The sequence below is a fragment of the Cupriavidus pampae genome, from assembly GCF_914271485.1.
In the GTDB taxonomy this organism is placed as follows: Bacteria; Pseudomonadota; Gammaproteobacteria; order Burkholderiales; family Burkholderiaceae; genus Cupriavidus; species Cupriavidus pampae.
In genome coordinates this window covers 109,790-126,269 of record NZ_CAJZAG010000005.1, presented here as the reverse complement: position 1 = coordinate 126,269, position 16,480 = coordinate 109,790, and the positions used below count along the sequence as shown (strand labels likewise).

Sequence of the window (16,480 nt, the reverse complement as noted above, 5' to 3'; positions counted from 1 at the left end):
AGTAAGCAAGCGGGCCGCTCCCTTTCCCGGGGAGCGGCCCGAGGCCCCTTTGTATCCCATTGGCCACTCGCCGTTAGCGATCCCATCTGGCCACGATCTATACCCCACTAAAGTTGGGGTTAAGGACCTCATTTGGAAAGCCGTTCTGCAATCGACAGTGCTCACCTTGCGCGTCAACTACGCGGCAGGGCAGATAAAAACCAAATAGGACCTATCGCTGACGGCGTAGGGGAAACGGGGGAAAAATGGCGTTCATCGGCAACATGAAGATAGGCAAGCGACTGGCACTTGGCTTCGCTTTGATTTTGGCATTTTCCATTGCGATTACTGCTATTGCCATCTGGCGGCTCGACAACGTTGCAGCTTCGACGCGCGAAATGATGAAGGTGCCGCTCCTCAAGGAGCGACTGATTGGCGATTGGTATGCCAATCTGGCATCGGGCATCCGACGTACTAGCGCGATCGCGAAGAGTAGTGATCCCGCGCTGGGCCCATATTTCGCCGAAGAGGCAGTGGCTTCGTCCAAGAGCTCAGGCGAGCTTCAGAAACAGGTGGAGACCCTGCTTTCCAGCGAGGAAGAAAAGGCGCTGTTCGGCAAGCTCGGCGAATTTCGGAAGGCCTACTTGAGTTCTCGCGATGAGATCAACAAGGCCAAGGCTGCTGGCAATGTCGATGAAGCCACGCGTCTTCTGGACAAGGTGTTCACCCCGGCGGCAAACGCCTATCAGGGCGCCATGCGCGAGCTGGTGGAAATGCAGCGACGGACCATTGACGATACCGCCAAGGAGATCGATGGCGTTGCCGCTCAAAGCCGCACGCTGCTGTTCGTGCTCGAAGGACTCATCCTGGTCCTTGGGATCATCTGTGCGTACTTCCTGACGCGCAGCATCAGCGGTCCGCTGGCACAGGCCGTCAGCGTGTCGCGTCGCGTGGCCGATGGTGACTTGTCCAGCGACATCGTGGTGACGTCCACGGACGAGACTGGTGAGCTGTTGCAGTCCCTGAAGGACATGAACGACAAGCTCGGTGGCACGGTCGGAAATATCCGAACGGCCAGCGTGGCAGTCGCCAGCGCCGCCGGACAAATCGCATCCGGCAATATGGATCTGTCCTCCCGCACTGAACAGCAGGCTGCTTCGATCGAGCAGACTGCAGCCAGCATGGTTGAACTGACGGAAACGGTGAATCAGAATGCCGAGCATGCGCGTCAGGCGACTTCCCTCGCGGGAAGTGCCAGAGAGATGACGGAGTCCGGGCGCACCGATGTGGCCGCGATGGTGCAGACTGTCAATGAGGTGAGTGCCGAGTCGAGGAAGATTGCAGAGATCACCGGCATGATCGAAGGCATCGCCTTTCAGACGAATATTCTGGCGCTCAATGCTGCAGTCGAAGCGGCACGTGCTGGTGAGCAAGGTAGAGGCTTCGCGGTTGTCGCCGGCGAGGTACGATCGCTCGCGCAAAGGGCGTCTGGCGCAGCCAAGGAAATCAAGGAGCTGATTGAGACGTCGACTGGGAAGGTGGAAGTCGGCGCTCGCCAGGCCGAGCATGTCAGTGCTGGAATGGAGCGGATCAGCACGGCAATCGCACGCGTCTCAGACATCATCAGCGAGATTTCCGCGGCATCCGACGAGCAAAGCAAGAACCTCGAACAGGTGAGTCTTGCCATTGCCCAGATCGACCAGGTGACTCAGCAAAATGCGGCGCTGGTCGAAGAGTCTTCCGCTGCAGCACAGTCTCTGCGCGAACAGGCAGTCGGCATGAAGGACGATGTGATGTACTTCAAGACCGCAGGCCAATTCGCGTAAGCACCTGGCGCCGATGTGCTAGCATCGGCCTGGTTCGCTCCTCACTTTCTCAGAGTCCGTCGCCCTATGCACCACGCATACCCATCGCTGTCGAGTACGGTCGTTCGCCCCGCGCGAACGCTGTCGACACGCGTGTGTGCCATGGCAATCGTTCTCTCCCAGGTCAGCGCTCCGCTTGACGGAGCCCGGTCCCCGACTTACTGATCCCCCACTGGGATTCTGAGCGGGGCCGGGCATCCGGCAATACCCGCTCCGGTACGTCAACGTTGAATACCGACCCTCTGTTCTGACCCGTCGCCGCGCCCGGCTTTCGACATCCGCGCACGGCGCAATGCGCTCGCCCGCAGGAGAATGCCATGTTATCCACGAACCAGGCCGCCCCTTCGCTTTTTCTTACCGAATTGGATGTCGTCCGCCTCGAGCGTCTTGCCAGCCGGGCTGGCGCTCCTCATATGGCGGAGATGCTGGACCACGTGCTCGCGCGCGCCACGATCGTGCCACCGCAGGACATCCCACACGATATCGTCACCATGAACTCGCGTGTCACATGCATGCTGGCAGGCGAAGCGACGCCGCGCGAATGGACGCTCGTCTATCCGGACTCCGCCGATTACGATGCCGGTCGCATCTCGGTACTGTCGCCCGTCGGTGGCGCGCTATTAGGCGTGCATGCCGGTCAGACAGTGGGATTTCAGTTGCCGGATGGCCGTGCACAGCAGCTCGTCGTGACAGCCATCGGTTACCAGCCCGAAGCGCACGGCGAATACACGATCTGATCTACGCGGGCCGCAGCGTAAAAATAAAATCCACTTCTATCGACGCGCCTTTGGGTAGTTGAAGTACACCAACGGACGTGCGAGTGTGGATGCCGACGTCGCCAAGCACCGAATACAACACGTCGGACGCGCCGTCGGCGACTTCGCTTTGCATCGTGAAGTCCGGCGCGCTTCGCACAAAGACGGTGATGCGCGGCACCGCCTGTATGGCGTCGAGAGTTCCGCAGCTTTTTTTGATCAGAGCCAGCGCGCGCAGCGTCGAAGTCCCTGCGGCACGACGCGCCTCGTCGAGCGAAATGGAATCGCCCACTACGCCAACGAAGCGCACCGTTTCCCCAACTCGCGGGATCTGGCCAGCAATGTAGGCGACGTTCCCATCAACCAGAATGGGCGTGTACTTTCCACCGATCTTGATTTCCTCGTCCGGATTAAATCCGAACTCCGCCGCGATCTCTCGCAGCTTGTCGTCTCTTGTCATAGGTACCTTCACCGGCGCTGTCGAAAGAGTCAAGCGTAATCGATTTTGGCTTTATGCTCTTACTTGCACCCACTACAACAAGGAAGAGAATGAGCCCGACACCTGTCCGTAAACTCGCACTGCTGATTGCCACCGCCTGTCTGAGCGTCAACGTGGTGCAGGCCGCTTCGCTGGCGCCTGACATCGCCCAGAAACAGGCCCAGGCGAGCTACCGCGAATATCTTGATCTGTTGAGCATCCCGAACGACTCGATCGTTCCCGAGGACATTCGCCGCAATGTCACTTGGCTCGAGGAAGCGTTCCGCAAACGTGGGTTTGCGACGCAGTCTCTCGACAATGACGGCAAGCCGATGCTGTTCGCGGAATACCCGGGCAAGCAGGCGGGTCGCAAGACCGTCCTCTTCTATATGCATCTGGACGGCCAGCCCGTGATTCCCGCCCAGTGGGCGCAGAAGAGTCCGTGGACGCCAGTGCTCAAGCAAAAGGCGGCCAATGGCAATTGGGAGGAGATCGACTCCGCGAAGCTGTTTGCGGGCGCGGTGGACCCCGAATGGCGAGTGTTCGGCCGTTCGTCTTCGGACGACAAGGGTCCGATCATGATGATGCTGGCCGCCATCGACGCGCTGAAAGCCGCCGGCGGTGCGCCCGCGGTCAACGTCAAGGTCATTCTCGACAGCGAAGAGGAGAAGGGCTCGCCGTCGATCGCCAAGGTCATGCAGGCCCATCGCGACCTGCTGGCCTGCGATGCGATCGTGATTCACGATGGCCCGATGCATGCCACGAATCGCCCGACCCTCGTGTTCGGCAACCGCGGCGCGGCCAAGGCCAAGCTGGTGGTGTTCGGACCGAAGTCGCCGCTGCACAGCGGTCACTACGGCAACTACGCGCCCAACCCGGCGCAGCGGCTCGCAACGCTGCTGGCATCGATGAAGGACGACACCGGCCGCGTGACCATCCCCGGCTACTATAGCAAGGTGCGGCTCGGTGACGCGGAGCGCAAGATCATGGCGGCCGTGCCGGACGACGAGGTAGCCCTCAAACGTCGCCTTGGTATCGCGCAGACGGACAAGGTCGGTGCCAATTATCAGGAAGCGATGCAGTATCCCTCGCTGAACGTCCGCGGCATGGGCGCCGCAGCAATCGGCGACAAGGTGGCGAACATCGTGCCGGACAAGGCGGAAGCGGAACTCGATCTGCGCACCACGCCCGATTCGGATGCCGCATACCTCGGCAAACTGGTCGAGCAGCACATCGTCAAGCAGGGCTACCATCTGGTGCAGGGCACGCCGACCGATGAAGATCGCGCGCGCTACGACAAGCTCGCGAGCTTCACGTATCAGAGCGAAGGCGGCAACGCGGCGGGCTCGCCGATCGACTCACCGGTGGCCAAGTGGGCCTATCAGGCCATCACGGGCACGTTTGGCACCAACCCCGAGCCGGTGCGCATCCGCATGATGGGCGGCACCGTGCCCACGGCAGAGATTGTGGAGGTGCTGAAGGTCCCGTTCGTGATCGTGCCGCTGGTCAACGCGGACAACAACCAGCATGCGGCGAACGAAAATTTGCGACTCGGTAACTATACGAACGGCATTCGCACGCTGCACGGCTTGCTGACGCAGCCGTTCTAACGGCCGCAAATGCAGATGGCCCGCCACGACGTTAATCACGCCGTGACGGGTCATTTCACTCAGTACTCGTTCAAGCGCAGCGCATCAGCAGCGCATCAGCATCGCTTCAGCATCGCGTTAGAAGCGATGGCGAATGCCAACGGTGAACGCCGTCTGGTTTTCATCCGGCACCACGGTGCCCACGCCGGCTGCACCGAGGTTCGAGTTGCCGCGGTTGCGTGCAAACGCGAGCTTGGTATAGACGTCGGTGCGCTTCGAGAACGCATAGTCCGCGCCCACGATCGCCAGCAGCGGATCCTGATTGCCATGACGCTGGTCGGTGTAATACACGCCACCAAGCAATTGCAACGCACCGGTCAGCTGATAGCTCGCGCCGAGCCAGTACAGGTTCGTATGCGTGCCCATCGCCGTGGCGCTATCGGCGCCCTGGTCCTGCAGCCAGCGATAGCCGCCGAACAGCTTCACTTGTCCGATCGTGTAGTTGGCACCGGCAGCCAGGCGCTTGGCGTTGCGCTGGCGAATCGCCTGCGTGTTGCCCTGATACTGGTCGTAGGCCACACCCACCTGCAGATTGCCGGCGCTGTAGCTCACGCCACCGCCAACGTCGCGCGACGTCTCGGGCGAGCCCGGCACTTCGCCATCGTTGTTGCGGCCAAAGCTGTAGTAACCGATGGTCGTCAACCCACCGAAGCTTCCCTTGTATTTGACGGCGTTGTCAGCGCGGCCGTTGAACGCGGCATCCACTGCGGACAGCGAATAGCGCGCGTTGGTCGAGAACGCATCGAACGCGCCGAACATCTCGTAGATGGCGGTCTGCTGACGACCGAACGTCAGCGCGCCGTACTGGTTCTGCAGCCCGACATACGCCTGGCGGCCAAACAGTCGATTGCCTTGCGCGGACACGCCGGTGTCGAGTTCAAAGCCGCTCTCGAGCACGAAAATCGAGCGCAAACCGCTACCGAGGTCTTCAACGCCGCGCAGGCCCCAGCGGTTCGTCGACATGTTGCCCGAGGAGACGCGTGCGGCCGTGCCGCCGTTGCCGCCAGGCGAATGCGTGACAACTTCCACGCCGCCATCGACAATGCCGTAGAGCGTGACGCCGGTCGGCGTGGATTGGGCGAAGGCACCCTGTGCCGCGCACATGGCGCAGGCAGCCGCCGCGAGCGGCAGGATGATCGTTTTCATTGTAGTTATTCCCTGTGGCAGATCCGGTCGCGCATTTTTTGGCAGCACGCAAGGCGAATCTCAATTCAAGTCAGAAACACATCAATGGCTTGATGTGAGTCGAGGATGCTAGAAGAGGAGTGCCACGTCGCTCAAGCAAAATGCAGAAAAACGGCGGGAATTTGGGCAAATCGCGATACGTTATGTCGCGAAAATCAGACGCGGCGGCATCTCTGATACATAACGATTCAAATGCGCCGGTTTCAGATACAAAGGCACGCCGCAAGGAACGGATGTCGGCGCCCAAAGGTATTTCGCCGCGCCCCCTCATAACAGCGTATGCTCGCCGATAACAGGAGGTCGCCATGTCTCAGAACAATGCAATCTACAAAGGCTTCAAGGTCTCCGCAAAGGTACGCCAGGCACCCGACGCCTTCCCCGGCGGCGACGTCGTCCACCCGCGCTTTCTCGCTACCGTAACCATCACGCAGGTCAGTACGGGAATGGGTTCACAGCGCCTGCTCCCGCCTGAAATCCAGCAGTTCGCAGATGCCCCGCACGCCGCCATCACGCTGGCGTTGACCTCCGCGCGGGAAGCCATCGATGGCATGTCCACCTTCGTCAAGGCGAAGTAGATATTGACCTTGTCGCAGGCATTGATTCACCACAATAAGAGGGAGACATCATGTCAAGACAGATCAAGAACAAGGCTGAACTGCGTGCCATGCTCCGCGCCGAGCAGGCAAAACATCCGGAATGCGAAGGCTCCTGCTTCGGTGACGTCTGCTGGCATGCCGCGGACGACGAAGGCTGCAACTGGAAGCTCTCGACAATGGAAGGCGGCAACTGCGCCGCATGCCTCGCGGCGATTCAGCCGTACGTAACGCAGCTGCGCGCGAGCTACAACGTGCCGGAAGAGGGGAAGTAGCTTCCCCGCCGTGCGCCGCACTCACCGGCGCACGGTCGTATCCGCGGCCGTCATGCGCGTTGCTACTTCGTCCAGAACCACTTCTGGCTCGTCGGCCTCCGCGTCCGTCTCGGCATCAAGCCTCCGATGCAAGCGCTCCATATCGAGGTCGCCGGTCCATTTGGCCACGACCACGGTCGCAACGCCGTTGCCAATCAGATTCGTCAGTGCGCGCGCCTCGGACATAAAGCGGTCGATGCCCAGAATCAATGCCAACCCTGCTACCGGGACATGCCCAACGGCAGATAGCGTGGCCGCCAGTACGATGAAACCACTGCCAGTCACCCCGGCGGCACCCTTGGAGGTCAGCAGCAGCACGACCAGCAGGGTGATTTGCTGCGTCATGCTCATATCGGTGTTGGTGGCCTGGGCAATGAACACCGCGGCCATGGTCAGGTAGATGGCGGTGCCATCCAGATTGAACGAATAGCCAGTGGGGATTACCAGTCCGACCACGGATTTACGGGCTCCCAGATTCTCCATTTTGGCCATCATGCGCGGCAGCACAGACTCGGAGGACGACGTGCCCAGCACGATGAGCAGTTCCTCCTTGATGTACTTGATGAACTTCCAGATCGAGAAGCCATGCACGCGTGCGATGGTGCCAAGCACAACGAAGATAAAAAGCAGGCATGTCGCATAGAAGGTGGCCATCAGCTGACCAAGCTGCAGCAGCGAGCTCACACCATACTTGCCGATGGTAAAGGCCATGGCGCCAAATGCACCGATTGGCGCGATCTTCATGATGTAGCCCACGATGGTGAAAAGCACGTGAGACAGCTTCTCGATGAAGTCGAACACCAGTGTGCCGCGACCACCGAACTTATGCAGCGCAAAGCCGAACATCACCGCGAACAACAGCACCTGCAGGATTTCGCCTTTGGCAAAGGCATCGACGACCGTGTTGGGGATCACGTGCATCAGAAAATCCACCGTGCCCTGCATCTTTCCCGGGCCTGTGTACGCGGCGACAGCTTTCGTGTCGAGGGTTGATACGTCGACATTCATGCCGGCGCCCGGTCTGACGATGTTGATGATCAGCAGACCCACCAGTAACGCAATGGTGCTCACAATCTCGAAGTAAAGCAGCGCCAGCCCGCCCGTCTTGCCGACCTTCTTCATATCCTCCATGCCGGCGATACCCACCACGACCGTGCAAAAGATAATCGGCGCGATGACCATCTTGATCAGCTTGATGAAGCCGTCGCCCAACGGCTTCATCGCCTCGCCAGTTTGTGGGTAGAAATGGCCAAGAATGACGCCGATGATGATGGCGGTGATGACCTGAGCGTAGAGGGATTTGTAGAGAGGTTTGGGGTGGGGGTCTTTGTCCATCATCGTCTCCGCTGGGTTTGAGTCGCTACCGCTCGCTCACCTACCAAGGAAACAACATTGGCACTGGAAAGCAAGCGTGACGCACCCCTACAGCAGTCGATCGTGTGACGAAAGTGACATCTTCACGCTTTGAGCATGACGCGCCGGTCGCGCTATCCTGCGGACGGCAACGTCGCCTGCATCGATGCGCGCTGCTCGAACTGCGCGAACCATGCCGATAGCGCTGGCACGCCGTCGCGCCACCCAAGATCCGTGAATCGGAAGTCGAGATAGCCGACCGCGCAGGCAATCGCAATTTGACCGATGCAAACCGGCGCGTCGGCAAGCCTTCCGGCTTCGCCATCGAGCGTGGCCAGTGTGGCGGCGAACTTGGCACGCCACGCGGCGATGGTCGGCCGGTGCTGTTGTTCCTCCGGGCGCAACCGTTCATTCCGCCACAGCACGAGCAGATCGGTCAGCCCGTGGCCAAGCGCGTGCCAGCGCATGGATTGCATGCGCGCGGCATGCGCTTGCGGAAACAGTCGCGGCGAGGGCGCCACGCCGTCGAGGTACTGGCAGATCAGCGTGGTGTCCGAGAGCACGAAGCCGTCGTCGGTGATCAGCGTGGGGATCTTGTTGAGCGGGTTGATCCGCATCAGCTGCGCATGGCAGCCCGTCATTCCCACCACGGTGTCGATGCACGTGATGCGGCCGGCGAGGTCGAGTTCGTGCGCGGCCACCATGACGCGGCGCACGAAGGGCGAGCGTGGCGACCAGCACAGTCGAAGCTCTCCTGCGCCCGCCGTAGGGCTGAAGGCGTCGTCGGTTGGAGCGATAACTGTCGTCATGTCATTCTCCGCGAATGTTCTGAGACTTGATCACCTTGGCCCAGCGGGCGGTGTCCGCGCGGATGATGGCGGAGAACTCCGCCGGCGTGCCTGCCGCGGGCTCCAGACCGAGCTGGTCGAGGTTCTTGCGAACCTCCGGCGCGGCCAGGGTGCGGCGCAGCGCGTCATTGACCCTTTTGACCACATCCGGTGCGGTGCCCGCCGGTGCCATCAGTCCATACCAGTTGCTGGCCTCGACATTGGCGATGCCTTGCTCGGCAAGCGTTGGCACATCGGGCAGGAAGGGGAGGCGTTTCGGGGCCGCGACGCCGATCGGCCTCAGCCGCTTCGACGTGATGTATGTCATCAGTCCCGAGGTGTCGCCGAAGAACCCATCCACCTGCCCACCGAGCGTGTCGGTAATTGCCGGGGCCGCACCCTTGTACGCGACGTGCAGGAAGTTCACGTGCGTGGCGGCCTTGAACAGCTCGATGGTCATATGGGGCATGCTGCCGATGCCCGTGGAAGCCAGGCTGGGCGGTTTGCCGGCCGCCTGTGCGCGTTTGACGAACGCGGCGGCATTGGCAATTGTGTCGTCTGGCTTGACCACCAGCACCTCCGGCGTGTTCACCACGAGCGAGATTGGCGTCAGGTCCTTCTGCGGATCGTACGGCAGGTTCGGATACAGCGCGGGGTTGATGACGATGGCACCCGCACTGGTGAGAAACAGTACGGAGCCATCGGTAGGCGCTTTGGCCACAGCGTTGATGGCAATGGCACCATTCGCGCCGGGTCGATTCTCGACGACCACGGTCTGCTTAAGTTCGGCCTCGAGTTGGCGCGAGAGGCTGCGCGCGAGCGTGTCGGCTGGGCCGCCGGCGGGGAAGGCCACCACAAGCCGCGTGATGGGCGCCGCGCTGGCTGACGACGCCATCCATGGCGTGCCGAGGGCGAGCAGTGCAAGGGGGAGCGCGAGGGCGAGCGCGAGGGCGAGCGCGGACATGGCGCCGCGGCGCGTGTACCGAATAGGCATGACGATGTCTCCTGATAGGGTGCCGGCGTGGCGCTTAACCGCCCGCGGCACCTTGTGTGTTCACGTACAGCGAGTAGATGGAGGTGCAGGACGCCATCAGCAGTCGATTGCGATGGCGGCCGCCGAAGCAGAGGTTGGCGCAACGTTCGGGCAGCGAGATATGCCCGATGGTCTCGCCCTCCGGAGAAAACACGCGCACGCCGTCGAGTTCTGGCGTGCCCATGCCCCAGCCGCACCAGAGGTTGCCGTCGACGTCCACACGAAAACCGTCCGGCGTGCCGGGACCCGCGTCGATCAGCACGCGGCTGTCATCGAGGCGCTTGCCATCTGCGTCGAGGGCCAGCGCGCGGATGCGGCGCGGCCGCGCGCGCGACTCGATCACGTACAGCGTGCGTTCGTCGGGCGAGAACGCGAGGCCATTGGGCCCGCTGATATCGTCAGCCACTACGGTCGCTTTGCCCGTGATGGGGTCGAGCCGATAGACGCGCTCCGGCAGTTCCTGCGGCGCCTGCTCGCCCTGGTAATAACCTGCGATGCCAAACGGCGGGTCGGTGAACCAGATCGAGCCATCGGACTTGACCACGATGTCATTGGGCGAGTTCAGGCGCTTGCCGTCAAAGCTGTCCATCAGGACGGTGATGCTGCCGTCGTACTCGGTGCGCGTGATGCGCCTGCCGCCGTGCTCGCAACTGACAAGGCGGCCCTGCCGGTCGCGCGTGTTGCCATTGGCGTTGCCCGACGGTGAACGATAGACGCTGACGATGCCGGTTTCCTCTTCCCACTTGAGGATGCGGTTGTTTGGGATGTCGCTCCAGAGCAGATAGCGGCCATCGCCGAACCAGACGGGACCTTCGGCCCAGCGCGAACCGGAGGCGATACGTTCGACCGCGGCGAGTGCCAGGCGGTACTTCTCGAACGCGGGCGCCAGAACCTGCACGGCCGGATCGGGATAGCGCCCGGTGGGCATTGCGATAGTGGGGATGGTGTTCATGATCGATCCGGGGAAGGTGTTCATGCGGTTCATGCGTACAGGCGTGGTGGGTTGGTGCGCAGCACCGCGTCCGCGCTGCCAACAACCTCCTCGCATACGCGGCGAATCCAGGCGAGCAGCACGCCTTCATCGGGCACCGGGTAAGCGATATTGGGATGCGGCCAGTCCGTGCCCCAGATAGCGCGCTCGGGCGCGGCCGCCAGCAGTCGGCGCGCGATGGGGAGCGCCGCCTCATAGGGTGCCGCGCCGCCTGTAATGCGATCCGCGCCGGACAGCTTGATCCAGATGTTGGGCGACGCAAGGCAGAGTTCCAGCGCGGCAAATGCCGGATAGTCGATGCCCTTGGCCGCATCGACGCGCGCCATATGGTCGATTACCAGCGTGACCCCTTGCGGCGCCAGCACATCGAGTGCCTCCACCACATCGCCGACCTCTCCGTGCAGGAGCGCATGCCAACCGTAGGGTTGGATGCGTTCGAGCTGAGCGACCATGCGACCGGCATCGGGTTTGCCGCCGAGATGCGACATCAATCCCAGGCGAATGCCACGCACTCCCCGTGCGTGCATCTGATGCAGGTGGTCCTCGTCCACATCGGGCGAGATCAGTGCGACGCCGCGATAGTTGCCGTCGGCGCCGTCTAGCGCGGTCAACACCGCATCGTGATCATCCGCGTAGCAGGCGCCCTGCACCAATACACCGTGTGAGATGCCGAGCGCGCGGTGCAGCGCGCGCAGCGCGGAGAAGGGTGCCGCGGGCGGGCGATAGACGGCGTCTGGAGGCAGTGGGTGTTCGGCATAAGGGCCGAAGATATGCGTGTGGCAATCCCAGATACCGTCGTGTGACGGCGTGTCGTCATGGTTCCGTGTAGTCATCCCGGGTCTCGTTAGAAGAGGGAAGCTTTAATCCGAGCGCGCACCGGTGTCCTTCACTACCTGCGTCCAGCGCGCGTACTCGGTCTTGATGAGTTGCCCGTACGCGGCGGGCGTGCCCCCGGTGGGCTCGGCACCCTGCGCGCGTAGCGCGGCCAGCGCGTCCGGGTCCTGCATCACGGCGAGAATCTCGTGGTTCAGCCGGGCGACCACATCGGCAGGCGTGCGTGATGGTGCGACAATGCCTTGCCACGTGCCCGAGTCGAATCCCGGCACGATGGTTTCGGCGAGCGTTGGCGTGTCAGGCAGCACGGAGACACGTTGACGCGTGGTCGCGGCGATGGCGCGCAACTTGCCATCCTTGATGAATGGCAGCACGGCGTTCAGGCTGCCCGACATCATGAAATCCAGCCGCCCCGACAGCAGGTCTGGGAGCGCCGCGGCGTTGCCCTTGTAGGGGATATGGTTGAACGCCGTATGCGTCTTCGCCGCGAACAGCACGCTGGTCAGGTGGTCGATGGTGCCGTTGCCTGAAGACCCGAAGTTGAGTTTGCCCGGGTTTGCCTTAAGCTCCCGAAGAAAGTCTTCCGGCGTCTTGATCGGGCTCGCCGCGTTGACGATCACCACCAGCGGAACGGTGGCAACGTAAGCCACGGGCGTGAAGATCTCGGTCGGGTTCAGCTTCGGATTACGAAACAGGGCGGGCGATATCGCGATCGAAGAGCTGTTATAGAGCAGCGTGTAGCCGTCGGCCGGTGACTTTGCGACCTGTTCCGCCGCGATATTGCCGCCCGCACCGGGGCGGTTGTCCACCACCACCTGCTGGCCGAGGCGCTCACCCAGCTTGCGCGCGATCACGCGTGCGATGATGTCCGTCGGGCCGCCGGGCGAGAATGCCACGACCATGCGCACCGGTTTGTCGGGGTAAGTCGCGGCCTGAGCGGGGTGCCACATCGGTGCAATGAGCGTAGCCGATGCAGCCAGCGTACGGACTAGCGCACGATTGAATTGGATAGATAGCATGCGAGCGTCGTCTCCCTGTTGTTGTCTTGCTCCGCTGTCTCTATGGAACAGCTGGTGGACTCTGCGCGTTCAGTCGCAGCGTACGCTCATGCCGCCGTCAACCACCAACTCTGTGCCCGTGACGAAGCGAGCTTCATCCGATGCGAGGAACAGCGCGGCGTTGGCGGTATCGCGCCCATCGCCCATAAAGCCCAGCGGAATGCGTGCCTGACGCTGCGCTAGCAGTGCATCGACATTGCCGCCCGCGCGCTGGCCGGCCAGGCGTGCTTCCACCATCGGCGTATGCATCTGGCCAGGAATGACGGTGTTCACACGAACATTCTTCTTCGCGTACTCCACGGCGACCACGCGCGAGAACTGGATCACAGCGGCCTTGGCGGAGGCATAACCCACCTGCGCGGCACCGGTCCATCGAATGCCTGACGTGGACGCCGTATTGACGATGGCGCCACCGCCTTGAGCTTCCATCAACGGCAGCACGTACTTGCACGTCAGGAAAATGCTCTTCAGATTGAAGTCGATCTGCGTGTCCCACGCTTCCTCGGAGAGGTCTACCGGGCCACCGCGTGCGGAACCGCCGACGTTGTTCACGAGAATATCGATGCGGCCAAAGCGCGCCACGCAGGCATCGACCATGGCTTTGACCTCGGCGGCCTGCGTCACATCGCACGTGTGGGGCTCGATCTCCGCGCCGGGGATGGCACGCACGCGTTCGATTGTCTCTTCCATGGCCGATGCGCTCTTGTCGGCGGCGAAAACCTTCGCGCCTTCTTCGGCAAAGCGCACGGCCACCGCGCGTCCGTTACCCCAGCCAGGACCGATGCAGCCTGCGCCGGTCACGAGTACGACTTTTCCTGCGAGCCTGCCATTCTTCTGATTCGACATGTTGATGCTTCCTGATGCGGATGATGTGTTGGTGAACGATCGATGTGCACGCTCAGCACGCAGGCTGGTCGAGTTCGAGCGGCGTGCCGTCGGGTGGCATGACCTCGAAGGCGTTGATCGTCATGGAGATCAGCGTGTAGTACCCGGCCACGCCGACCAGATCGATCACCGCATCGAGGCCGAGCACGGCCACCGCGCGTTCATAGAGCGGGGTGGGGATGTTGCGTTGCTCGTTCAGGCTGCGAGTTACCGCATAGACCATGGCCTCATCGTCGCGAGTAAAGACGGGATCGATGCCAGTGCGAATGGCTTCCACCACGGCTTCGTCGATGCCGGCCTTCAGCGCGATGGGCTTGTGCGCCCACCATTCGAACTCGGCACGCCAGAACTTGCCCATCACGAGGATGGCCAGCTCGGAGAGCCGCTGGGGCAGCGAAGAGTCATAACGGCAGTATTGGCCGAGCGCCTGTGCCTTGGCGGCAAGGCCTGGCCGATGGAGCCATACGGCCAGCGGCCCGCGAACCTGGCCACGCGGCCCTGCCACGATGGCGGCGTGCACGGCGCGCTGGTCTTCGGTCATCTCCTCGGGCTTGAGGGGGCGGATTCTGGTCATATGTCTCCGGATCGTTTTGTGTTGTGTCTGTTGTCTGCCGGTGCATTCTGATGAGTGCGGATGTCATCGTCCAATATCTTTTCCGGAGCACAGTAATTCCGAAATAGAATTACTGCCTTGCCTCCTATTTGCCGCATCTTTTTGCGAGACCTATAATGGAAATCCGTGAGCTTCGAATGTTCCTCGCGCTTGCCGAGGAACTACACTTCGGCCGCGCGGCTGAACGGCTGCGTATTTCGCAGCCGCCGTTGACCAAGCATATTCAGCAGTTGGAGGCAGAGCTGGGCGTCATGCTGTTCGACCGCAACAAGCGCAGCGTGAGGCTGACGGCGTCGGGCAGCGCACTAGTGCAGGAGGCGCGGCGGATCATCGGACAGGCCGACATGGCGCGCGAGGTGGTGCGACGCGCCGAGGAGGGGCAGACCGGCACGTTGCGGATTGGCTTTGTGGCGGCACTGCTGTACATCGGTATGGAGAAGCTGATCGCGCGGTTGGAACGGAATCTGGCGGGCGTGGAGACGGTATGGGAAGAGATGGGATCTTCGGAGCAGATCGAGGCGCTGCGACACGACCGAATCGATCTCGGACTGGCGCAGATATCGCCCGGTGCGAGCGGTGCTGGAGAGATGAGCATTCATCCGATCGCGCACACGCCGCTGGTGGCGGCGCTACCGGAGAGACATCCGCTCGCACAACGCAAGCGGATCGACCCTGCGGATCTGGCAGGCGAGCCGTTTATCGTGATTCCACGCGAAAGCGCGCCGGCGTACTTCGACTTGATCGTGGCGACATGCCTGCGGTCTGGCTTCAGCCCAAACGTGCGGCACTACGCGCGGCATTTGCTGTCGGTATCCAGCCTGGTGGCGCTAGGCCGCGGCGTATCGCTGGTACCCCGAACCCCAGAGCGCTCGCAATTGCCCGGCGTCGTGCTCAAACCGCTGGCGGGAGAGCCGGCACAGGCGGAGTACTCGGTGGTGTGGCAGACGGCCAATCGATCACCGGTGGTGGAGAGGGCGTTAGGGGTGTTGGGGGTGGGCTGATGTTTCTGGTCGATGCGGAGGCTATTTCAGCCTTCGAATCTCCCTCACTCCTTGGCCCAACTTTCGGCGTAGCAACGTGCGTAGCGTCGCTGCGTCGGCATATCCGACTTCTGCCGCGATATCTTCCAGATTATGTCCCGCGGAGATCAGATGGCGTGCTCGCTCGATGCGGAGGTCTTGAACGAACTCCAAAGGTGACTTGCCCAGTATGGCCTCGGTACGACGCTGTAATGTCCTTGGATGGACGGCTAGCGCATGGGCAACTTCGAGAAGGGAGAATCCACCGGACAGGTTGTCACGGATCCATCGTTCAAATTTCGAGATCAGCGGATCCGAGTGTGCCAGGTAGTCGGGAATGATGTAGTGCGCCTGGGATGCTCGTCTGTCGATGAGCATGAACCTCGCCACCAGCTCGGCAAGCTCCGGGGAGACGCGGCGGACCAACCACAGGGCAAGATCGAGATGCCCCATCGCCGCCCCCGCTGTCACGACTCGGCCGGACTCGACAACCATCCGCGAATCGTCGAGCTTTACCGCCGGATACCTTTGTCGAAAGAAGGGAGCGAGAGACCAGGTTGTGGTGGCTTCCTCTCCGTCCAGCAATCCGGCCTCAGCCAGCACGAACGTACCAATGCAGGCCGCCGCGATATTGATTCCATTGGCATGGCGACGCTGTAAATGCTCCACCGCTTCCTGAACGTCACGGCGTTGAAGTCGCAAGGTGAGCGAGTCCGCCTGCTTGGCGTTCAACGCCGGCACCACGATCCAGTCTGGCTTTCGCACGGCGTCCAGTGGCTCGACCGTGGTCGTGAATCCCAGAGCGGTACGGACACGCTTGCGTAGGCCCGTCAGCCTGACGTCGAAAGGTGCCTTGTCAAAGCCCTGCGACGCCGCCAGCTCATTCGCCGTGGCAAGCGTGTCAAGTAACACCGCCATGCCGGAATCGAATACGTCGTCGAGGGCGAAAACGACCACTTTCATCTGTTCCTTCCGTGTGTCGTAAATGTCTACATTTATGTCATTTGCGACTATAGATCGAGAGCTTGTCGGCGTCTAGACTGCGGAGC

Annotated in this window: 17 protein-coding genes; 6 read left to right on the top strand and 11 right to left on the bottom strand. The window is 61.9% G+C overall.

What is annotated here, in order from left to right; all coding sequences use genetic code 11:
* Positions 1–245: 245 nt before the first annotated feature.
* Together LDO41_RS13655 and rnk are read left to right on the top strand one after the other, a co-directional pair.
* A complete protein-coding gene (locus LDO41_RS13655; RefSeq protein WP_223988949.1) occupies positions 246–1,805 on the top strand; it encodes a methyl-accepting chemotaxis protein in 1,560 nt (519 codons plus the stop codon).
* Positions 1,806–2,161: 356 nt separating this feature from the next.
* The gene (gene rnk / locus LDO41_RS13650; RefSeq protein WP_223988948.1) at positions 2,162–2,581 is read left to right on the top strand and encodes a nucleoside diphosphate kinase regulator; all 420 of its coding nucleotides are present in this window, start codon (positions 2,162–2,164) and stop codon (positions 2,579–2,581) included.
* A 1-nt stretch (position 2,582) separates the two neighbouring features.
* Here rnk and LDO41_RS13645 read toward each other — a convergent pair whose 3' ends face one another.
* A complete protein-coding gene (locus LDO41_RS13645; RefSeq protein ID WP_223988945.1) occupies positions 2,583–3,059 on the bottom strand; it encodes a RidA family protein in 477 nt (158 codons plus the stop codon).
* 89 nt (positions 3,060–3,148) lie between these two features.
* Here LDO41_RS13645 and LDO41_RS13640 point away from each other — a divergent pair, with 89 nt between their 5' ends.
* Positions 3,149–4,687 carry a M20/M25/M40 family metallo-hydrolase gene (locus tag LDO41_RS13640; RefSeq protein ID WP_223988943.1) on the top strand — a complete coding sequence of 513 codons (1,539 nt, stop codon included), beginning with the start codon at positions 3,149–3,151 and terminating at the stop codon, positions 4,685–4,687.
* Between the two features lie 117 nt (positions 4,688–4,804).
* On the opposite strand, the gene LDO41_RS13635 is transcribed toward LDO41_RS13640, so the two are convergent.
* A complete protein-coding gene (locus LDO41_RS13635; RefSeq protein WP_223988941.1) occupies positions 4,805–5,872 on the bottom strand; it encodes a porin in 1,068 nt (355 codons plus the stop codon).
* Between the two features lie 344 nt (positions 5,873–6,216).
* On the opposite strand from LDO41_RS13635, the gene LDO41_RS13630 reads away from it, so the two are divergent.
* Together LDO41_RS13630 and LDO41_RS13625 are read left to right on the top strand one after the other, a co-directional pair.
* Complete coding sequence (locus LDO41_RS13630; RefSeq protein ID WP_223988939.1) at positions 6,217–6,486, top strand: GTP cyclohydrolase; 270 nt, start codon at positions 6,217–6,219, stop codon at positions 6,484–6,486.
* A 50-nt stretch (positions 6,487–6,536) separates the two neighbouring features.
* Positions 6,537–6,779, top strand: a complete 243-nt coding sequence (locus tag LDO41_RS13625) for a hypothetical protein (RefSeq protein ID WP_223988936.1) — start codon at positions 6,537–6,539, stop codon at positions 6,777–6,779.
* A 21-nt stretch (positions 6,780–6,800) separates the two neighbouring features.
* Here LDO41_RS13625 and LDO41_RS13620 read toward each other — a convergent pair whose 3' ends face one another.
* From LDO41_RS13620 to LDO41_RS13585, 8 genes are all read right to left on the bottom strand, one after another.
* On the bottom strand, positions 6,801–8,153 hold the full coding sequence (locus LDO41_RS13620) for a dicarboxylate/amino acid:cation symporter (RefSeq protein WP_223989611.1): 1,353 nt from the start codon (positions 8,151–8,153) through the stop codon (positions 6,801–6,803).
* A gap of 152 nt (positions 8,154–8,305) precedes the next feature.
* On the bottom strand, positions 8,306–8,980 hold the full coding sequence (locus tag LDO41_RS13615) for a glutathione S-transferase family protein (protein ID WP_223988934.1): 675 nt from the start codon (positions 8,978–8,980) through the stop codon (positions 8,306–8,308).
* Position 8,981: 1 nt separating this feature from the next.
* Positions 8,982–9,992: a Bug family tripartite tricarboxylate transporter substrate binding protein gene (locus tag LDO41_RS13610; protein WP_223988932.1), complete on the bottom strand. Its 1,011-nt coding sequence runs from the start codon at positions 9,990–9,992 to the stop codon at positions 8,982–8,984.
* A gap of 34 nt (positions 9,993–10,026) precedes the next feature.
* A complete protein-coding gene (locus tag LDO41_RS13605; RefSeq protein ID WP_223988930.1) occupies positions 10,027–10,983 on the bottom strand; it encodes an SMP-30/gluconolactonase/LRE family protein in 957 nt (318 codons plus the stop codon).
* 29 nt (positions 10,984–11,012) lie between these two features.
* A complete protein-coding gene (locus tag LDO41_RS13600) occupies positions 11,013–11,855 on the bottom strand; it encodes an amidohydrolase family protein (protein WP_223988929.1) in 843 nt (280 codons plus the stop codon).
* A 27-nt stretch (positions 11,856–11,882) separates the two neighbouring features.
* Positions 11,883–12,875, bottom strand: a complete 993-nt coding sequence (locus LDO41_RS13595) for a Bug family tripartite tricarboxylate transporter substrate binding protein (protein WP_223988926.1) — start codon at positions 12,873–12,875, stop codon at positions 11,883–11,885.
* A 69-nt stretch (positions 12,876–12,944) separates the two neighbouring features.
* Positions 12,945–13,760 (bottom strand): SDR family NAD(P)-dependent oxidoreductase, encoded by an 816-nt coding sequence (locus LDO41_RS13590; RefSeq protein WP_223988925.1) that lies wholly within the window; start codon positions 13,758–13,760, stop codon positions 12,945–12,947.
* A 52-nt stretch (positions 13,761–13,812) separates the two neighbouring features.
* The gene (locus LDO41_RS13585; protein WP_223988923.1) at positions 13,813–14,373 is read right to left on the bottom strand and encodes a carboxymuconolactone decarboxylase family protein; all 561 of its coding nucleotides are present in this window, start codon (positions 14,371–14,373) and stop codon (positions 13,813–13,815) included.
* A 155-nt stretch (positions 14,374–14,528) separates the two neighbouring features.
* On the opposite strand from LDO41_RS13585, the gene LDO41_RS13580 reads away from it, so the two are divergent.
* Entirely contained in the window at positions 14,529–15,413 is an 885-nt protein-coding gene (locus LDO41_RS13580) for a LysR family transcriptional regulator (RefSeq protein ID WP_223988920.1), read from the top strand.
* 21 nt (positions 15,414–15,434) lie between these two features.
* Here LDO41_RS13580 and LDO41_RS13575 read toward each other — a convergent pair whose 3' ends face one another.
* The gene (locus LDO41_RS13575; protein WP_223988918.1) at positions 15,435–16,394 is read right to left on the bottom strand and encodes a GlxA family transcriptional regulator; all 960 of its coding nucleotides are present in this window, start codon (positions 16,392–16,394) and stop codon (positions 15,435–15,437) included.
* Between the last annotated feature and the right edge of the window lie 86 nt (positions 16,395–16,480).

Coding starts and splice junctions, on each gene's coding strand:
- rnk (WP_223988948.1), top strand. CDS start 2,162: ATGTTATCCACGAACCAGGCCGCCCCTTCGCTTTTTCTTACCGAATTG.
- LDO41_RS13640 (WP_223988943.1), top strand. CDS start 3,149: ATGAGCCCGACACCTGTCCGTAAACTCGCACTGCTGATTGCCACCGCC.
- LDO41_RS13610 (WP_223988932.1), bottom strand. CDS start 9,992: ATGCCTATTCGGTACACGCGCCGCGGCGCCATGTCCGCGCTCGCCCTC.
- LDO41_RS13645 (WP_223988945.1), bottom strand. CDS start 3,059: ATGACAAGAGACGACAAGCTGCGAGAGATCGCGGCGGAGTTCGGATTT.
- LDO41_RS13655 (WP_223988949.1), top strand. CDS start 246: ATGGCGTTCATCGGCAACATGAAGATAGGCAAGCGACTGGCACTTGGC.
- LDO41_RS13595 (WP_223988926.1), bottom strand. CDS start 12,875: ATGCTATCTATCCAATTCAATCGTGCGCTAGTCCGTACGCTGGCTGCA.
- LDO41_RS13575 (WP_223988918.1), bottom strand. CDS start 16,394: ATGAAAGTGGTCGTTTTCGCCCTCGACGACGTATTCGATTCCGGCATG.
- LDO41_RS13615 (WP_223988934.1), bottom strand. CDS start 8,980: ATGACGACAGTTATCGCTCCAACCGACGACGCCTTCAGCCCTACGGCG.
- LDO41_RS13635 (WP_223988941.1), bottom strand. CDS start 5,872: ATGAAAACGATCATCCTGCCGCTCGCGGCGGCTGCCTGCGCCATGTGC.
- LDO41_RS13605 (WP_223988930.1), bottom strand. CDS start 10,983: ATGAACACCATCCCCACTATCGCAATGCCCACCGGGCGCTATCCCGAT.
- LDO41_RS13630 (WP_223988939.1), top strand. CDS start 6,217: ATGTCTCAGAACAATGCAATCTACAAAGGCTTCAAGGTCTCCGCAAAG.
- LDO41_RS13590 (WP_223988925.1), bottom strand. CDS start 13,760: ATGTCGAATCAGAAGAATGGCAGGCTCGCAGGAAAAGTCGTACTCGTG.
- LDO41_RS13585 (WP_223988923.1), bottom strand. CDS start 14,373: ATGACCAGAATCCGCCCCCTCAAGCCCGAGGAGATGACCGAAGACCAG.
- LDO41_RS13580 (WP_223988920.1), top strand. CDS start 14,529: ATGGAAATCCGTGAGCTTCGAATGTTCCTCGCGCTTGCCGAGGAACTA.
- LDO41_RS13620 (WP_223989611.1), bottom strand. CDS start 8,153: ATGGACAAAGACCCCCACCCCAAACCTCTCTACAAATCCCTCTACGCT.
- LDO41_RS13600 (WP_223988929.1), bottom strand. CDS start 11,855: ATGACTACACGGAACCATGACGACACGCCGTCACACGACGGTATCTGG.
- LDO41_RS13625 (WP_223988936.1), top strand. CDS start 6,537: ATGTCAAGACAGATCAAGAACAAGGCTGAACTGCGTGCCATGCTCCGC.